This is a genomic window from Paenibacillus sp. FSL F4-0100 (assembly GCF_037993005.1).
Classification (GTDB): domain Bacteria; phylum Bacillota; class Bacilli; order Paenibacillales; family Paenibacillaceae; genus Paenibacillus_AQ.
Map to the genome: position 1 here is coordinate 2,774,880 of NZ_CP150303.1, position 17,056 is coordinate 2,791,935.

Annotated in this window: 12 protein-coding genes and 3 pseudogenes; 10 read left to right on the plus strand and 5 right to left on the minus strand. The window is 45.7% G+C overall.

Translation table 11 applies throughout. From position 1 onward, the window contains the following. Window positions 1-202: 202 nt before the first annotated feature. Window positions 203-1,363, plus strand: a pseudogene (locus MHH48_RS12400) (glycoside hydrolase family 3 N-terminal domain-containing protein); the annotation flags it as partial. A gap of 6 nt (window positions 1,364-1,369) precedes the next feature. Here MHH48_RS12400 and MHH48_RS12405 read toward each other — a convergent pair. Together MHH48_RS12405 and MHH48_RS12410 are read right to left on the minus strand one after the other, a co-directional pair. Next, entirely contained in the window at window positions 1,370-2,164 is a 795-nt protein-coding gene (locus tag MHH48_RS12405) for a TIM barrel protein (RefSeq protein ID WP_076321060.1), read from the minus strand. A gap of 29 nt (window positions 2,165-2,193) precedes the next feature. Beyond that, window positions 2,194-2,937 carry a phytanoyl-CoA dioxygenase family protein gene (locus MHH48_RS12410; RefSeq protein WP_076321061.1) on the minus strand — a complete coding sequence of 248 codons (744 nt, stop codon included), beginning with the start codon at window positions 2,935-2,937 and terminating at the stop codon, window positions 2,194-2,196. A gap of 153 nt (window positions 2,938-3,090) precedes the next feature. Here MHH48_RS12410 and MHH48_RS12415 point away from each other — a divergent pair, with 153 nt between their 5' ends. Then, window positions 3,091-3,921 carry an AraC family transcriptional regulator gene (locus tag MHH48_RS12415; RefSeq protein WP_076321062.1) on the plus strand — a complete coding sequence of 277 codons (831 nt, stop codon included), beginning with the start codon at window positions 3,091-3,093 and terminating at the stop codon, window positions 3,919-3,921. 136 nt (window positions 3,922-4,057) lie between these two features. On the opposite strand, the pseudogene MHH48_RS12420 reads toward MHH48_RS12415, so the two are convergent. Further along, window positions 4,058-4,150: pseudogene (locus MHH48_RS12420) on the minus strand (DUF817 domain-containing protein); the annotation flags it as partial. Between the two features lie 4 nt (window positions 4,151-4,154). Here MHH48_RS12420 and MHH48_RS12425 point away from each other — a divergent pair. The 4 genes and pseudogenes from MHH48_RS12425 to MHH48_RS12440 form a co-directional block, all read left to right on the plus strand. Further along, window positions 4,155-4,235, plus strand: a pseudogene (locus tag MHH48_RS12425) (GNAT family N-acetyltransferase); the annotation flags it as partial. Window positions 4,236-4,389: 154 nt separating this feature from the next. Next, window positions 4,390-5,793: a hypothetical protein gene (locus MHH48_RS12430; RefSeq protein WP_076321063.1), complete on the plus strand. Its 1,404-nt coding sequence runs from the start codon at window positions 4,390-4,392 to the stop codon at window positions 5,791-5,793. Window positions 5,794-5,891: 98 nt separating this feature from the next. Then, window positions 5,892-6,473 (plus strand): glycoside hydrolase family 38 C-terminal domain-containing protein, encoded by a 582-nt coding sequence (locus MHH48_RS12435; RefSeq protein ID WP_083659548.1) that lies wholly within the window; start codon window positions 5,892-5,894, stop codon window positions 6,471-6,473. A gap of 68 nt (window positions 6,474-6,541) precedes the next feature. Next, window positions 6,542-6,922 carry a glycosyl hydrolase-related protein gene (locus tag MHH48_RS12440; protein WP_076321064.1) on the plus strand — a complete coding sequence of 127 codons (381 nt, stop codon included), beginning with the start codon at window positions 6,542-6,544 and terminating at the stop codon, window positions 6,920-6,922. A gap of 573 nt (window positions 6,923-7,495) precedes the next feature. On the opposite strand, the gene MHH48_RS12445 is transcribed toward MHH48_RS12440, so the two are convergent. After that, window positions 7,496-9,259 (minus strand): beta-galactosidase family protein, encoded by a 1,764-nt coding sequence (locus tag MHH48_RS12445; protein ID WP_076321065.1) that lies wholly within the window; start codon window positions 9,257-9,259, stop codon window positions 7,496-7,498. A gap of 21 nt (window positions 9,260-9,280) precedes the next feature. Next, a complete protein-coding gene (locus tag MHH48_RS12450) occupies window positions 9,281-10,555 on the minus strand; it encodes a Gfo/Idh/MocA family oxidoreductase (protein WP_076321066.1) in 1,275 nt (424 codons plus the stop codon). A 447-nt stretch (window positions 10,556-11,002) separates the two neighbouring features. Between MHH48_RS12450 and MHH48_RS12455 the strand changes: the two genes are divergently transcribed. The 4 genes from MHH48_RS12455 (at window position 11,003) to MHH48_RS12470 (ending at window position 17,032) form a co-directional block, all read left to right on the plus strand. After that, window positions 11,003-13,453, plus strand: coding sequence for a glycoside hydrolase family 2 (locus MHH48_RS12455; RefSeq protein ID WP_076321067.1), 2,451 nt, complete (start codon window positions 11,003-11,005; stop codon window positions 13,451-13,453). Between the two features lie 93 nt (window positions 13,454-13,546). Next, on the plus strand, window positions 13,547-14,422 hold the full coding sequence (locus MHH48_RS12460) for an ABC transporter permease subunit (protein WP_237566369.1): 876 nt from the start codon (window positions 13,547-13,549) through the stop codon (window positions 14,420-14,422). A gap of 25 nt (window positions 14,423-14,447) precedes the next feature. Further along, window positions 14,448-15,341, plus strand: a complete 894-nt coding sequence (locus tag MHH48_RS12465; protein WP_076321069.1) for a carbohydrate ABC transporter permease — start codon at window positions 14,448-14,450, stop codon at window positions 15,339-15,341. 65 nt (window positions 15,342-15,406) lie between these two features. After that, a complete protein-coding gene (locus MHH48_RS12470) occupies window positions 15,407-17,032 on the plus strand; it encodes an extracellular solute-binding protein (protein ID WP_076321070.1) in 1,626 nt (541 codons plus the stop codon). The last annotated feature ends 24 nt before the right edge of the window (window positions 17,033-17,056 follow it).

The window sequence follows — 17,056 nt, forward strand, 5'->3', positions numbered from 1 at the left end:
TCCATCCTCGATATAAAAGATCGGAAGTTGGATGCTTTCATATAGCAACTTACATGAATAGGCTACATCTGGTTGATTGTGAACATTGACCACTATGGAATCCCCCTCTTACGTACAATTTTTCTAAGTATTATACCATAAAAGAAAGCGGTTCCATGAAATAATGTGAACTGTACAGATTTATTCAAGGAGGTTATATCTAATGAAACGCGATATTCACGCTCTAATTGCTGAGATGACATTGGAAGAAAAAGCTGACATGTGCTCCGGTTTAGATTTTTGGCGGTTAAAAGGCGTGGAGCGCCTTGGCATTCCTAGCATTATGGTCACCGACGGCCCGCACGGACTGCGCAAGCAGCAGGGAGACACCGACCATTTGGGCGTATTCAAAAGCGTACCCGCTACTTGTTTCCCGTCGGCAGCCGGCATGGCCAGTTCGTGGGACCGGGAGCTGATCGGCAAGGTGGGCGTAGCACTGGGTGAAGAATGCCAGGCGGAAAACATTGCTGTCCTGCTTGGACCAGGCGCCAATATCAAGCGTTCTCCGCTATGTGGGCGTAACTTCGAATATTTCTCAGAGGATCCTTACCTTTCTTCGGAAATGGCGACCAGCCATATTCAAGGTGTGCAAAGTCAAGGCGTTGGCACATCTCTGAAGCATTTCGCGGTTAACAACCAGGAGCATCGACGCATGGGCGTTAATGCCGTTGTCGATGAACGCACGCTGCGGGAAATCTATTTGGCGAGCTTCGAAGGTCCGGTGAGAAATGCCCAGCCATGGACGGTCATGAGTGCTTACAACAAAGTTAACGGAACATTTGCTTCCGAAAATAAGTTTTTGCTTACCGATATTTTGGAGGAAGAATGGGGTCATGAGGGCTTCGTTGTTACGGACTGGGGCGCCAACAATGACCGGGTAGACGGGCTGGCTGCCGGGCAAGAGCTGGAGATGCCTTCAAGCGGCGGCGTGGGCGACCGTAAAATCGTGGAGGCGGTCCAGAACGGCAAGTTGTCCGAAGAGACGCTTAATCATGCTGTTGAACGGATTTTGCGCATCATTTTCATGAGCGTGGACAACAAAAAACCAAACGCCACGTACGATCGGGACGAGCATCATCGTCTGGCGCGCACCGTTGCTGGCGAAACGATGGTGCTGCTGAAGAACGAAGAGAACCTGCTCCCACTAGCAAAAGGTAAGAAGTTGGCGGTCATCGGTCCATTCGCACAAAAACCGAGATACCAAGGCGGCGGCAGCTCGCATATCAATCCCACTCAGATCGACGTACCAATGGATGAAATCAAGAAGCTTGCGGGCGATTCTGCCTCGGTTGTGTACGCGCAAGGCTTCCATTTGGACAGAGACTGCGACCTAGGAGTAAAAACGTTCTCGAAACCGATGACCCATCGCAAGACAGACATCCCATAAATCGACTACAGGTTGGTTCGTAAACGGTAAGGTATGCATATAACCAGGCGGTCCAAATTCCGGTGTAAAAGTTACATAAGGACTGTCTGCAGCGCGATGCCTTAGAATGATTGCTTCCCACCATTGTTCATGCTTTAGCAGCGCATTCTCGTACTCAGGCGCACGAAAATCGGGCACTTGAGGGCCTTGCTCATAGCCGACCCGTGCATGAATGTGGATCGCATGCTGAATCGCCAGCTTAACATTGTCAATCTGGTCGTCCAACATGGATTCACAAACACAACACCAATGACTGAAATCTGCCGCGATATGCAGATCAGGTAAATCTCGCAGCAAACGTGCGGTGCTCCAGGGCGTAAAAGTGGCTCTGCCCCGGTGGGTTTCGTGGGCAATCGGAATACCGATTTGTTTCTCGAGCGCGATTGCACGTTCAAAATAAATGATTTGTTCATCATAAGGCATAGAATCTTTCGCGCTGTGCGCGTTGATGAGGAGCGGCTGAAATGAAGCAGCGAATTGGACTTGCTCTTCAAGCGATGCGGAGTGGTTTCCACCTGTATACACTTGCAGAATAAGATCCAAATTGTATTTTTCTAGCAGCTCCTTAAACAATGTCACATCTTCTGCAGCGGGCATCCAGCTCTCGACCCCTGAATACCCTGCTTCGAAAATTTGCCGGAATTGCAATTCCCAGTTTCCTGTCATTCCCCATATCGCCTTGAACATTTTCAACTCCATGATCATCACCCTAACGTTTCATTTTCCTATTAGTAAAGCGAATATTTCTGACGAAGATCCTCTCGGTGAAGTACATTGGAATCCTCTCGGATATAATGGCAAACATAGGATCGGCGCCAGCGGTCCTTGCTTCGGTTTTTGTTCGAGGAATGGATCAGCAGTTCGCTGAAGAAGAGAATGTCCCCTTTTTCCATGATCACCGGAATTTGACGAGTTGTATCCACGCCCTCCGTTTCCTCTGTCCAGGATTCATGCTCTTCCAAGTTTTTGACCGCACCGTGTGGCAGCAAGCCCAGCTTGTGGGTCCCTGGCATCACCCATAAGCATCCATTCTCTTCGTCGACCGAGTCCTCCATGGCGGTCCATGCTGCGATCATCGTCATGGGATCGTTCTTGATATAGTAATAATCCTGATGCGATGCTTGACCTGGAGACCCCGGTTCTTTATAGAAATACATGCTTTGGACACATACTGCCTCTCTGCCCATTAATTGGGCCAGCGCACCGCGAATGACCGGCAGTTTCATCAATTGGCGGGAGAAACTGTCGTGCTTATGCGGATTGAATAGCCGTACGGAAAATTTTTTGCTCTCCTCGCACCTCGCCCAATCCAGCGTGGGTGATTGGTTGCGAATATCATAAATGTGTCCGTTAAAGGCGTCAATTAAATCTCCGGAGCAGCATTTCTTGAGCAAGATGTACCCGTTTTCTCTGAAGAAATCGATTTGTTCCTCACTGAGTGGTTTCAGCAGCGGCGATTTTACTAATTCCATTTCAAACTCCCCTTTATTAAAATAGGATTCTGCTTATGATTCAACATAACTTATACTCGGTAGTTCAACAATGACTGTAAGTTGCATGTTTGTATCTGGTATTGATATGCCCTATTTATTATCATAAACTGGGGATGGAGGTGCTTAGGCAGCATGCAAGGAGTTTTGTCTTTTCCGTTTGATAATGTTCGATATGCCCATGCAGGATCCATCGTATATCCGCCCGGCGGCCGCTATGGCCCCCGAATTCAACAGGACATTCAACTCGTCTTATTGTACACGGGCGAGATGAATGTAACGATTGACGGCCGTCTGCTGCATGTGCAGCCTGGCCATGCTGTGCTGTTAAAGCCGGGTCACGAGGAAACGTTCATATTCTCCAAGACCGAAGAGACCTGGCACCGCTGGATCTCCGTGAAAGTCTCTCCGATACCGGAAGCAGCGATCCATACGCTATACGAACTTCCAGAATTCCTGCCTCTCTCGGGAGAGATGAACTTGCTGACCGATTTGATGCTGAACATGCTGCGCAATGTCCCTCGTGATGACGCAACGATTCGCAGTCTCGGACTTGCAGCGTTGCATCTTTTTCCAACCGAAACGAAGAGGATTCTCCTTCGGCGGGAGAAACACCCCGCACTATATGCGGTGCTGACATGGATTCATGAGCATTTTGCGGAAGAAATCACACTTCGGGATTTGGCTAACCGTGCAGGTCTTTCGTCCGAGCACTTGGTGCGGTTATTCAAACAGCATGAGCAAACAACTCCAATGCACTATTTATGGAATTATCGAGTCAACCGTGCAGTGGAACTACTTACGAATACCGGATTGACCGTCTCAGAAATCGCTCATCGTTGCGGCTTTAAGACATCGAATCATTTCGCCAGATTGATCAAGCAATTAAAAGGACGGACCGCATCTGAATTCCGGCAATCATCATCGAATTTGGACACAAAAGAAGGAGTACCTCCCCGTGTTTGAATCGCAGGTTCCTTCACCGCCACTTCAAACAAGGTACTCCTTTGTATATTGAGTTAGTTGGACATCTGGCTGGCACATGTATTTTGAACAAGAACGCATCGAGGACGCTGAATTATGCAGCGATGTTACTGTATTTCTATGTCTTGCTTTTAGCAGCTTTCACGTACTTCAACTGCGCCACGATAATGACGCTGATGATGACGAGCAGGAACCACGAGCTGATTTTGCCAAATTCGGATGGTGTGATTACTGGAATTGGATGTGAAGTATGTGTACTACCAAGCTATCAGTCCAAGGGACTCGGCAAAGAAATGTCCATCGGAAGCGAGTATGGTTCACGATCTTATCTTCTCATGATAAACAGCCATGGATCAAAGGTGATCCATGGCTGTTTTGTCTAGTTACTTGGAGTTTATTCTAAAACGAGCTGGGGGAGGGAGATTAAAGCGTTTAAAGACTTGATACAGTGTGGCTCATGCACATATTGATATGAATTGGCAGTGGGGCTTTGATGAAACCGTAAATGTTACTTTAGATACATTTCGAACGATGTTGCAAATCATGAGAGAGTATGATGACTTTACCTTTTCACAATCTCAAGGTTCGTTGTATAAGATTGTAGAATCCTATGATCCGGAAATGTTAGAAGAGATTAAACAAAGAGTGGTCGAAGGCAAATGGGAGATTACAGCATCTACATGGGTTGAAGCAGATAAGAACATGCCGAGTGGAGAGAGTCAAACGAGACAATTGTTATATACCAAAAAATACTTATCTCAACTGTTTAATCAGCCATTAGATTCATACAATATTGATTTTGAACCAGATACATTTGGGCATAGTATCCATACACCGGAAATTCTCACCAAAGCTGGCGTAAAGTATTACTATCATTGTAGAGGGCGAAAAGAGGGACCAACACTTTATAGATGGAGAAGTCCTTCAGGAGCTGAAATCATCGTCAACTGGGAACCCCAATTTTATAATGCGTTTATTCAATCAGACATGTGTCTGTATGTACCAGAAATGGTGGAACGAACAAATATTCCTTATGTATTAAAAGTTTATGGGGTAGGAGATCATGGGGGTGGACCAACAAGAAGAGATATTGAAAGAATCAAAGATGTTTCCAAGTGGCCAATCTATCCCAAAGTGAAATTTTCTACCTATAGAGAGTATTTTGAAATGGTTGAAAAGTATAAAGAGCAACTGCCTATTGAATATCAAGAACAGAATTTCATCTGTGATGGATGCTACAGCTCTCAAAGCCGAATTAAAAAGGGCAATAAAGCTTCTGAAAATGGATTGTACGAAGCAGAGCTCTTTAGTACATGGGCGGCTTTAATACAAGGGGCCCATTATCCAAAGCAAAGATTTGAAAAAGCTTGGCGAGCCGTATTATTTAATCAGTTCCATGATATCTTAACAGGTTCAGGGGTAGATGCCACAAGAGATTATGCCCTAGGCCTTTATCAAGAGGTTGCAGCAACAGTAAACGCCAATAAGAAAATAGCCCTTCAAAAGCTGGCTCAGCAGATTCATACATCTGATCTTGTAGTCAGTGAGGGAGATGATGAGCAATGCTTGGCTTACGGTGCCGGTGCAGGGTCTGCACAGTACGAGAATGGTACAGGAAAAACCCGAATTTATCATGTGTTTAATCCAACGATGCAGGCCCGCCAAGAAGTGATTGAATTGATGATTTGGGAATGGCAGTATGATCACGAGCGTATGTTGTTTACCAATGAAAAAGGTGAAGTCGTTACACATCAGGTATTGGAAAAAGACTTTAATCACTATTGGGGACATCATTATTTAAAATTGGCATTAGAAGTGGATGTCCTGCATGCGGCTATGCAACATACATTTTAACTGAACAAGCAATTGAACAGGTTAAAGTAAGTTATTGGCATGAAAAACGTATCCAAAATGAACCATGCTATACCCTTCAAAATGAGAAGATTAAAGTTATGTTTAATATTTTAGACGGATCGATTGACTTCATGATTGATAAAGCAACCGGGAAGGAAATGATAGACGCTGCGAGAAAATCAGGGATATTTAGATTAGTAGATGAGGCCGATCATAAAGAGATTACAGATGAGGGTACAGGCATGTCTTCTTGGTTTGTTGGACGCTATAAACATATCCAATGGATTCATCAAAATCTTGAAATAACAAGCACCAAAGGTACATTAAGAAGTCAAATTGCTTATGAGTTAAGTTTTAGAAATTCAAAGCTTAAAGTGATGATTTCATTAGATAAAGGCAGCAGTCATCTAGACTTTAAAGTAGAATGTGATTGGCAAGAGGTGGGATGTCTTGGAAAAGGCGTACCCCAACTACAATTCTATATGCCGCTTCATGATTCATGTGCAATGTATCATTATGATGTTCCATTTGGTAGGGTTACGCGACAAGCGCTAGACATAGATCTTCCAGGGAATAACTATATCTATGGAGAAGGTAAGGACGGATCAGCAGGTGTCATGCTCATGTCCAAAGTAGGCTATGGATTTAGAGGAGCAGATAATTTACCCTTACCTTACTAAGAGGCTCTTACGATCCAGATCCATATCAAGAGTATGGAATTAATCATCTAGAATTTGGATTAGGTGTTATGCAATCGAACAATCCTAAAGTGCTAAATGACTATATCCAAAAATATAACCACCCTATGACAGTAGTAACAGGGTTAAGACAACAGGGAAAGCTTAATCCAAGACATACCTTTGTAGCATTTGAGTCTCAGACATCTGTAGTTTCTTGTATAAAAGGAGCAGAAGAAGGAGACAGAAGTTTCATCGTGCGTATTTACGAGATAGAAGGGAAAATAGACACAATCACATTGATCTGCCCCGAACAAATCAAGTATGCCTATTGGACAGATAGCAATGAACAAAAGACAGCATGTGAGGAAGAGCTAAGAGTAGAAGATACAATACTAAAGATGGTCATCCAGCTTTATCAGATAGGCACGGTAAAAATAGTGCTTGAGTAGACAAATACGATTCTAAACAAAGAAGAATCAGCAATTTGAGATTATACAATAAGGCTATACCTGAGATCATATCCGCCTTTAAAACGCTGAGAATGGGAGATCCGTTGGATTTTTATGATGCGATCATCACAGTAGGGCAAGCCTTAGTAAAGGGACAAGCTGGACCATGGGCGAGTTGGCACCAAAGCCTCATCCATGGCTATATCCTAATAAATAAAGCCATTGAAGTTATGCAAACAAATAGAACTATATACGAATGTGGTTTGAGGAGAATATGAAGTATCGTTTTCAGCTGGAATTCAGATCGTTTTTTTAAATGCATCCCATATAGGACCTCGGTTTCGCACCGCAGGTCCTTCTCCATGTCATAGGTGTTGGATCATCGGTTAGTTGACCATCAATTCAATTATGTCTAGTTGACAACTGTTATCTCCCAGAACGTCAAAAAGACCGCCAACCACCTGGCCAAGTTTCAGCCGGATAGGGCGATCTTCTATTTTAGCGTTCACTGGTCTCAGGAGCATTTCAAGCTTTGATTTGATGATTGCCCGTGTTTTCGAAGCCTGTTTTTCGCTAGCGGCTGCTCTTCTTGTCCAATATAGGCGTATCAGATAAATACACGCTCGTTTGGCTGGTACCATGAAGCTCAAACATGATGATTTCATTCTCGCCGGCATGCAGGAAAGGAGCAGGGATATATAACGTTTCTTGAGGTCCTACCTCCCAGTACCTTCCGATGTTGTTTCCGTTCACGTAGGCGACGCCTTTCTTCCATCCGTCAAATTGTAAAAAAGTATCTGCAGGCTGATCAATATGGAATACGGCTTTGTAAAATGCAGGCGTTTCACTTGCTTTTTCCAACCCTTTAAAATTCAATGGGGATAAATCCTTTAATGGAAGCGGATAGATCGTCCAGTGGAATAAAAACTGTCCATTTAACCGTACGCCCTCTGTAATCCCTTTATAATCTTTTAACAACGGGCCATAATTGACTCTTCCCATATTTTCGACCAGAATTCCCAGTCTGGCACCCTGCTTCGGAATATCGATGGACAGGTCTTGCGGATTCCATCTTTCAACGGTTCCAATATATTGGTCATCCAAGAAAATCAATGCACGGTCATGTACATCTTGCAGAACGAGTTTGCAGTCCATTCTTGGCCCGCTGACCGTTGTCTCGTAATAAATAAATCCGTAATCCTGCCCCACAGCCTCCATCGGTTCCGGACAAGTCCGTTCTAGCGGGGAGACAAGCGCTTTTAACGAATCCAAGAGAGCGGCGCATTCCGTGAATCGGATTTCCCCAAACACGTTTACGGGAAGGGGGGCCGGCAAGGCTAACGGCTGCAGCGGTAAATGCTTTTCAAGGACCTTTCTTACGGCAAAATACTTGTCCGTCGGTACGCCATGCTCTGATAACAAAACGTCGTAATCATAACTCGTTATGGTAGGATCATATTTATCGCCATGATTGGCCCCGTTATAAAAACCGAAATTCGTGCCGCCATGGAACATATAAAAATTGACGGATGCATTGCGCTGCAGCATTTGATCCAGCGTATCGGCAACATCCTCAGCGTCTCTGGTGTGATGTTCTTCTCCCCAATGATCGAACCACCCGTTCCAGAACTCCATACACATGAGGGGCTGATTCGGCTGGTATTCTTCTAGTTTGTCGAAATACTTCTCTACACCCGAACCAAAGTTAACCGTTGCAAATACGCCTTCCGTCATTCCCCCTTGAAGCATGTAATCTGTGGGTCCGTCGGAAGTAAACAGTAAACAATCGACACCTCTGCTTGTGAGGCCATCTCTTAAGTACTGCAAATATTTTTGATCGTTCCCATAGCTTCCATATTCATTTTCAATTTGCATGGCGATGATCGGACCACGGTTGGTACATAAGTGAGGAACGAGTTTAGGGATCAGTTTATCATAATAGGCATCCACTTTTTGAAGGAAATCAGGGTCATAGCAGCGCAATCTAATATTCCTGTCTTTCAACAACCAGGAAGGAAGGCCGCCAAACTCCCATTCCGCGCAAATATACGGGCTTGGGCGAATGATGACGAATAAGCCGACCTTTTGGGCAAGAGCGATGAATTGTTCAATATCGGCGATTCCTTCAAAACAAAACTCACCTTTAGCAGGCTCGTGGAGATTCCAAGGCATGTACGTTTCTACGGTATTAAATCCGCATTCTTTCAATTTGCGGAGCCGGTCCTCCCAATATTCAGGTACCACCCTAAAATAATGTATGGCTCCGGATATCAATTGAATGGGCTCCCCATTCAGAATGAATTGATTGCCACGAATCGAAAAGTCAAAGCTGCTCATGTTCAACGTCTCCTCTTTTATTTATTTCACGCTTGAAAAAGCGATCTCTCGGTAAAATTCGTCCAGTTCGATCGACTTGCCTTTTTGCAGGCGAGACTCTTCCGCAGCAAAGGCCATTAAGTGGCTGCGTAAAGATACGCTTGCGGAAGACAGACTTGAACCGCCCTCGTCGTAACGTCTGACTTCATCCAGAAAGTTTCTGACAATCTTCCTATCCCCTCCGCCATGTCCGCCAACAGGCTCAGGAAGACGAACAATGGTTTCATGCTTCGTAAGGAAGTTATACAGGGAGATGTTATTGTCTTCCATATTTCCGCGAATCTCTCCCTTCGTCCCCATAATCTGAACGATCCTTGTCTGTTCTCTAGTAAAACCGCACATGCTGAATGTGGCCGTGACCCCGCCTTCAAATTCCATATTTACGACTTGATGGTCGACCACGTTATTATCCGATCTGTAGACGCATTTCCCGTAATCGGTAGTTTGTAGCGCGGAAATAATCCCCTCATGGGTATAATCCTCGGTAAACTTCCTCGCCCAGCCTTTGCCTGCGCTCAGATAGTATTTTCCGGCATGGAACGGGCAGTCGTTCTCCGCGGGACATCCATCAAGACAGCGCTCAGGCGCGCCCTGTGGAGCGTTGCTCTCTTTAAAATGCATTAACGAACCGTAAGAGCTTACTCGCATACAGGGTTTATCAATAATCCAGGATAGAATATCCATATCATGGCAGGATTTTTGCAGTATCATCGGGCTCGATTCTTCTTTGTTTTTCCAATTTCCGCGGACAAAACTGTGCGACATGTGCATGACTTCAACATTTTCATTCAATTGAACCGATACGACTTCTCCGATTTGTCCATCTTGAATCATCTTTTTAACGTTGGACCAAAATTCGGTGTACCGCAATACGTGGCAAATAGTCAGCAGCCTATTCTGCTCCCGAGCCGTCATTTCCATTTCAATGCATTCCAGCGGGTCCGGCGACATCGGCTTTTCAAGCAGAACATGGTAGCCTGCCTTTAGTGCGGCAATCGTCGGCTCCAAATGCATTCGATCCAATGTACAAATGATGGCGATATCGGCTCTTTGTGTACCATCCAGCAGCTCTTCCCAAGACTCGAAACCGCTGTCCTCCAAAATATGATGCTGCATCATGACCTTTTGTCGTCTTTCCGCATTTGGATCCGCAACAGCAACAATTTCAAGTTCGTGCGGATTTTCAATCGCGAAAGGGGCATAGGCACGCGCTCCTCGGTCTCCCGCACCTATTAAAACAGCAGACATTTTTTTCATATAAGCTTCCGTCCTTTCCAAATGATTCTTGATTGAATCATTTGCGATGAAAACGCTATCATTTCACTGAAAATCAGTTTTGGTTTCAGAAGAGAGATAGCATCACGATTTTTTTGGATCCAAATTCATTGCGTTTTTTTAATATAGTATAGTTGTATTTGGATTGTCAAACGTTGTGTTTTGGATTCATTTGGAGGTATCTAAAATGCATGATTATCGGATTAAAGAGGACGCCGGTTCATTAATCCGGTAACCTAATTCGATCGTTGCATCCTACCATTCCTCTTAACCAATTTGGCTCCAAACATGTTTCGATGCTTGATCATACCATAGTATCGGTCCTAAGACATATCGAGTTCGTTGATAGAATGCAGAAATCGTTGCTGAGCGACGTAGTTTTGCATACTGAATAACCATAAAATAAGGTTAGTCAGGAGGTTAGTATCGATGGAATGTACAAATCTCGGTAGAAACACATTGAATTTTAACAAGGACTGGAAGTTCGTTCTTGGGGATACATCGGGAGCCGAGCTGAGGAACATGACGGATGATGAATGGGAATGCGTTTATTTGCCGCACACGCCCAAAATTGAATCCCTTCATGTTGATCTGCACTATCAAGGTTTTTGTTGGTATCGTAAGCGCTTTACCGCAGACGAAGCATGGAAAGGAATGAAGCTGTTCATTGAATTCGAAGCGGCCATGCAGGAAGCTCATGTTTGGATCAACGGAACATTCAAGCGGATTCATAAAGGCGGTTATTTGCCGTTAATGATCGACATCACTGAGGACGTTGAATTTGGTGTGGAGAATGTGATTGCCGTCCGGCTTGATAACCGTAACAACGGAGCAATACCGCCCGGCAAGCCGCTGGAGAGTCTGGATTTTTCATATTTCGGCGGATTGTATCGTAACGTGAAGCTCCATATTACAGAGAAACTTCACGTTACGGATGCGGTATTTGCGGGGAAACAGGCGGGAGGCGGGGTCTTTGTCAAATATTCCAACGTCTCGAAAGCAGCTGCCACGGTCGAAGTTCAGACCCACGTGCGAAATGAGCACGATCATGCCAAGGATGTCACAGTCGTGACATCGATCCTGGACAAACAAGGCAGATGCGTTGGATCGGCAGAAAGCTTGATCGAGACTGTTACAGCTGGCGGGGATCACACATTTGCACAAATGATTACGCTTACAAATCCTCAGCTTTGGCACCCGGATACTCCATATTTGTACACGTTGTTGACGGAAATTATCGATGGTGACGGTCGAATGGCAGATGAACTTCTCACACGAATCGGAATCCGCACGATTTCGTTCAGCAAGTCGAATGGGTTTATGATCAACGGGGAACTACTGGTCATCCGCGGGACGAACCGCCATCAGCAATATCCTTATATCGGAAATGCGGCTTCGAACAATGCCCAATACCGCGATGCGTTGAAGTTAAAAGAAGGCGGATTCAACTTCGTACGACTTGGCCATTACCCGCAGGCTCCGGCTTTCCTGGATGCTTGTGATGAGCTCGGACTAATGACGGTTGAGCCGGTTCCCGGCTGGCAGTATTGCGAGACAGGAGAATTCTTGGAAATCGCCAAGCAAAATATCCGGGATATGATCCGCCGCGACCGGAATCATCCGTGCATGATTATGTGGGAGGTCAGTTTGAATGAAACGTACAACAAGCGGCAAGGCGCGACGGACGAATTTTTCCGCGAATGCCATCTGATTGCACATGAAGAATATCCCGGAGATCAAATGAATACATCGGGAGATACGATCGGAAGAGAAAACCCTGCCTACGTAAATTATGATGTGCCGTATACGATGTGGGAAGATAGTAATTTGTCCCGACCGCTCGAGGAGACTCTGCCTGACAAAGGAGGCTTTGACAGGGAGTACGGGGATTATGAATTTGGCGGTCATGAAAGTACAAGCCGTATACCGCGCGGCGCAGGAGAACAAAAGCTGCTGATGCAAGCGTGGAATTATCAATGGTCACTGAACCGGAACCGCGGCAACAGATGGTCGCTTGGTGACGCTTCGTGGGTTGGCATTGATCATAACCGAGGGTGCTACCCGCGGCTGTCGGAATGCGGAGCCCTGGATACATTCCGCTTGCCCAAATACGTGTATTACTTCTATCAGAGTCAGAGAAGTCCGGATGTTATACACGAACATATGGATAGCGGACCGATGGTATTCATTGCGAATGAATGGACAGAACGCGTCTCGCCGACCAAGCTAGTCGTTTATTCCAATTGTGATGAAGTAGAACTGTTTGTTAACGGGAAATCGGTGAGGACACAAAAGCCTGACCAAGGACCCGACACGGAATATGGTGAACGCGTGACAGGCTATGAAGTCGATTATTGGCTGACCGACGAGGAGCAGCATAAGGGAAAAGATGGGACAACAGAGTCAGACGATGATACTGGTAAACTGCGGGTCAATCAGCATGACGGAGGAAATTGCCGCAATCTGGAGAGGGCGCCGTTTACGTTTGAAGGCGTGGCCTATGAGCCCGGGGAGCTAAAGGCCATCGGACGAATCGGTGGAATGGATAAGGCTTCGTTTGTCGTGCGTACCCCGCTTGAACCAGAAAGGCTTTCCATTCGGATAGATATGGGCGGCAAAGCACTTGCTGCAGACGGTTCCGATTTTGTCTTTGCCTATGCCGAGATCCAGGATGCCAACGGGACTATCGTAACCTCAGCGAACCACGAAGTGACTTTTGAAGTGGAAGGTTCCGCTGTCATCGTTGGTGAGAATCCGGTTCAGGCAGAAGCGGGCATTGCGACGGTATTGCTGCAATCGCGTCCGGTACCTGGAGAAGTGATTGTGACTTCCCATGCCAAAGGGTTAAACTCTGCTGTCACCCGATTCACAATCGTTTAGGAAATTCAATTTTAATAAGAGAGTAACCTTACAGGAAAGCAGGAGGTGAGGCGCTTGGCTAAACGTTTCTTTCGGCAGTGGGACCTGCAAATTATGGTAATCCCAGCGATCATCATGATTATTATATTTTCATATATCCCCATGTGGGGAGTCCTTACTGCGTTTCAGGACTATAGTCCGGCGAAAGGTTTTTTGGGAAGCGAGTGGGTAGGGTTTAAGCATTTCAGGATGTTTTTTAACGCTCCGGAATTTTGGCAGATCATGCGGAACACGATTGTAATCAGTTTTTTGAAGCTGTTCATTGCGTTTCCTGCACCAATCATTCTGGCATTGATGCTAAATGAGGTGAAAAACGCAGCATTCAAGAGATTCGTGCAGACGGTCAGTTATTTGCCCCATTTCATTTCGTGGGTTATCGTATCGGGATTTGTCATCTCTTTATTGTCGGTTGATAACGGCAGTATGAACATCCTGCTGCAGAAGCTTAACCTCATCGATGAGCCTGTTCATTGGTTATCGATTCCCGAGTATTTCTGGGGAATTCTGATCACGTCAGGGATCTGGAAAGATATTGGTTTCGGCGCGATCGTCTATTTGGCGGCCATTGCGGGAGTCGATCCCAGCATGTACGAAGCGGCTTCGATTGATGGCGCCGGCCGGATGCGGAAGCTGGTATCCATCACTATTCCGTCCATAGCGCCAGTGATTATTATTTTCCTCATTTTGCAGGTTGGACAAATATTGAATGCGGGGTTTGAAGAGATATTGCTGCTTACCAATCAGGGGCAGAACGTCGTATTAAGGCCGGTGTCGGAAACGATCGATACGTATGTCTATCGAGTTGGGATCGAGAACTACCGTTTCTCCTATGCGACGGCGGCTGGTTTGTTCAAGGGCTTGATCAGCGTCGGACTGCTTGTGATCGCTAACTGGATTGCCAGAAAACTGGGGGACTCCAGCTTATGGTAAACGGCTTCAAGAAAGGAGGCGGCTTGTGAAACGCTCACTCGAAGATCATACTATCGATATTGTGGTATACACATGCTTGTTGTTGCTTGCCGTAGTCACTTTGTATCCATTCTGGAATACTTTGGTTATTTCCTTAAATACCGGAAACGATACGGCGGCTGGGGGCATTACCATTTGGCCGAGAGATTTTACATTGGAAAACTACAAATATGTGTTCAAGGACGACCGATTAATCAACGCTTTCTGGATCACGGTTGCAAGAACGGTTACGGGAACCTTCCTGTCGATTCTGTTTACCTCCATGTTTGCCTATGCAATGTCCCGACGCGGATTGATCGGCAAAAAGTTCTATATGATCCTGTGCGTTATTACGATGTATTTTAGCGGCGGTCTCATTCCGAGTTATCTGTTAATTAAGGACCTGCATTTGATGAATACCTTCTGGGTTATGATTATACCCGGTATCATCAGCGTCTGGAATATGATCATCTTCCGAACCTTTTTTATGGGACTCCCGGACGGACTGGAGGAATCGGCCAGAATCGACGGGTGCAATCACATTAATACTTTTTTCAGGATTGTGTTGCCGGTGTCAGGACCGGTCATCGCTACACTATCGCTTTTCACCGCGGTAGGCCATTGGAATTCGTGGTTTGACGCATCAATCTATATTTCGAATCAAGACCTACTGCCATTGCAAGTTGTTCTCAACCAGACCATACAATCGATTTTGTCATTTGAAGCCTCAACGCAGATCAGTGCGACCAAACAGGAATTTCTGCAGAACGCGCAGAGTGTCACGCATAAATCTGTCGTGATGGCGACCACGATGGTAGCAACCATTCCGATTGTGATGGTATATCCTTTTGTGCAGAAGTATTTTGTTAAAGGAGTACTTGTCGGGTCATTGAAAGAATAGGGAGATGTTATACGCCGATAGGTGATAACATAAAAAAAGATTGTACGAGAGGGGTAATCGATGCAATGAACAAGAAAAAATGGCTGACCGGTTTGATGGTCGCGGTTCTATCTGTCAGTACATTGATCGCTGGCTGCGGAAGTGGGGAAGACGAAAACAAAACCACAGTAGGCAATGGAAATGCCGGGGAATCTGCAAAAGACCAACCGCTAGAGTTTACGATGTACAACTTTGATGACGGATGGCAGCCTGCTCCTTGGGGAGAGACGGTTACCACGAAGTGGATTCAGGAAAACAAGAAGGTATCCATCAATTATCTTCCAACGAATGGTAACGCCAAACAAAGGTTCAACGCTATGTATGCCAGCGGTGAGCTGCCAGACGTGATTGCGCTTGGACCAGGGCCCGAGCTGGATCGATTGATCAGTGAAGGCCAATTGGTGGAGCTTGATCCGTATCTCGACAAATATCCGAACCTGAAGAAGTCTGCTGGCGACCAGATTATCAATATTAACCGTTCGGAAGACGGCAAGCTGTATGTCTTTCCGGAATGGTATGTTGGTGGCGATCATATGAACGGGAACGGCGGTTGGGCGATTAACCGGAAAATCTATAAAGAAATGGGCTCGCCGAAGCTGGAGACGTTAACTGAATTAGAGAGCTATCTGCGTGCGGTGAAAGAAAAATATCCGAATGTAATCCCGCTTGAAGTCGGCGGTCCATACGATATCAAGATGATGTATTCCGCGTTTAAAGAAAACGGCACGCCGTATTTTGTGGACAGAATGTTCTATCCAGAAGGCAACACGTTAAAACCAATTACGGAAGACCCTGCTTTCAAAGAGTTTATGCTGTTTGCCAGTCGAATGTATCGCGACAAGCTGATGACTCAGGATGTATTCACTCAAAAGGCCGATCAAATGATAGAGAAGCTGAGCCAAGGGAAAGTGGCTGTTTCCATCAATTCGAACTTATCGGGCAGAGCGCGCGTTCCGAACTCTACTCTCCGCGCCCAAGATCCTGAGGCAGGATACGAATTTATTTGGCCAATTCACAAAGAGGGTTTAGACAAGAACAAAATTTATCCTAACTACACCGGCAGAGAAGGCGGCGGCAAAATCGTCATTACGAAAAATGCGAAAGATCCTGAACGTATTTTCGAATATCTGGATTGGGCTACTAGCAACGAGGGACAGGCGATTCTCTGGTTTGGACCTCCGGGATTCCTGTGGGATGAAAAAGACGAGAACGGGATTCCAATCCCTAACGAGAAATACAAAACGATGGACAAAGCCGAACTGGATAAGCTGCACGTATCCGACAATATGATGGCCGGAAATGCAACCTGGGTCGATCTGGCCAAAGTAGCCAGAGAAAGCCTTCTTCCTGAGGAGCAGCGGGATTTCCAAACGACGCAGCAGATGAACGTCGCTTGGAAGACGTCTATGGATATTACAGCCTTTGCGAATACAGACCCGCAAGGGGATTCTGAAGAAGGCATTATTCTGCAGTCGGTGACGGATATGTTTGATCAAGCGTTCTCCACCATGATTTATGCCAAGAGTGACGAGGAAATTGAGTCTATACTGACGAAGACGAATGAAGACATGCAAAAGCTTGGTTTCCCTAAAGTACTCGAATATGTCCAGAAGAAGTGGCAGGATAATCAAAATAAAATGAACGACAAATAACTTCAGGTTTGCCGGATGTAAGAG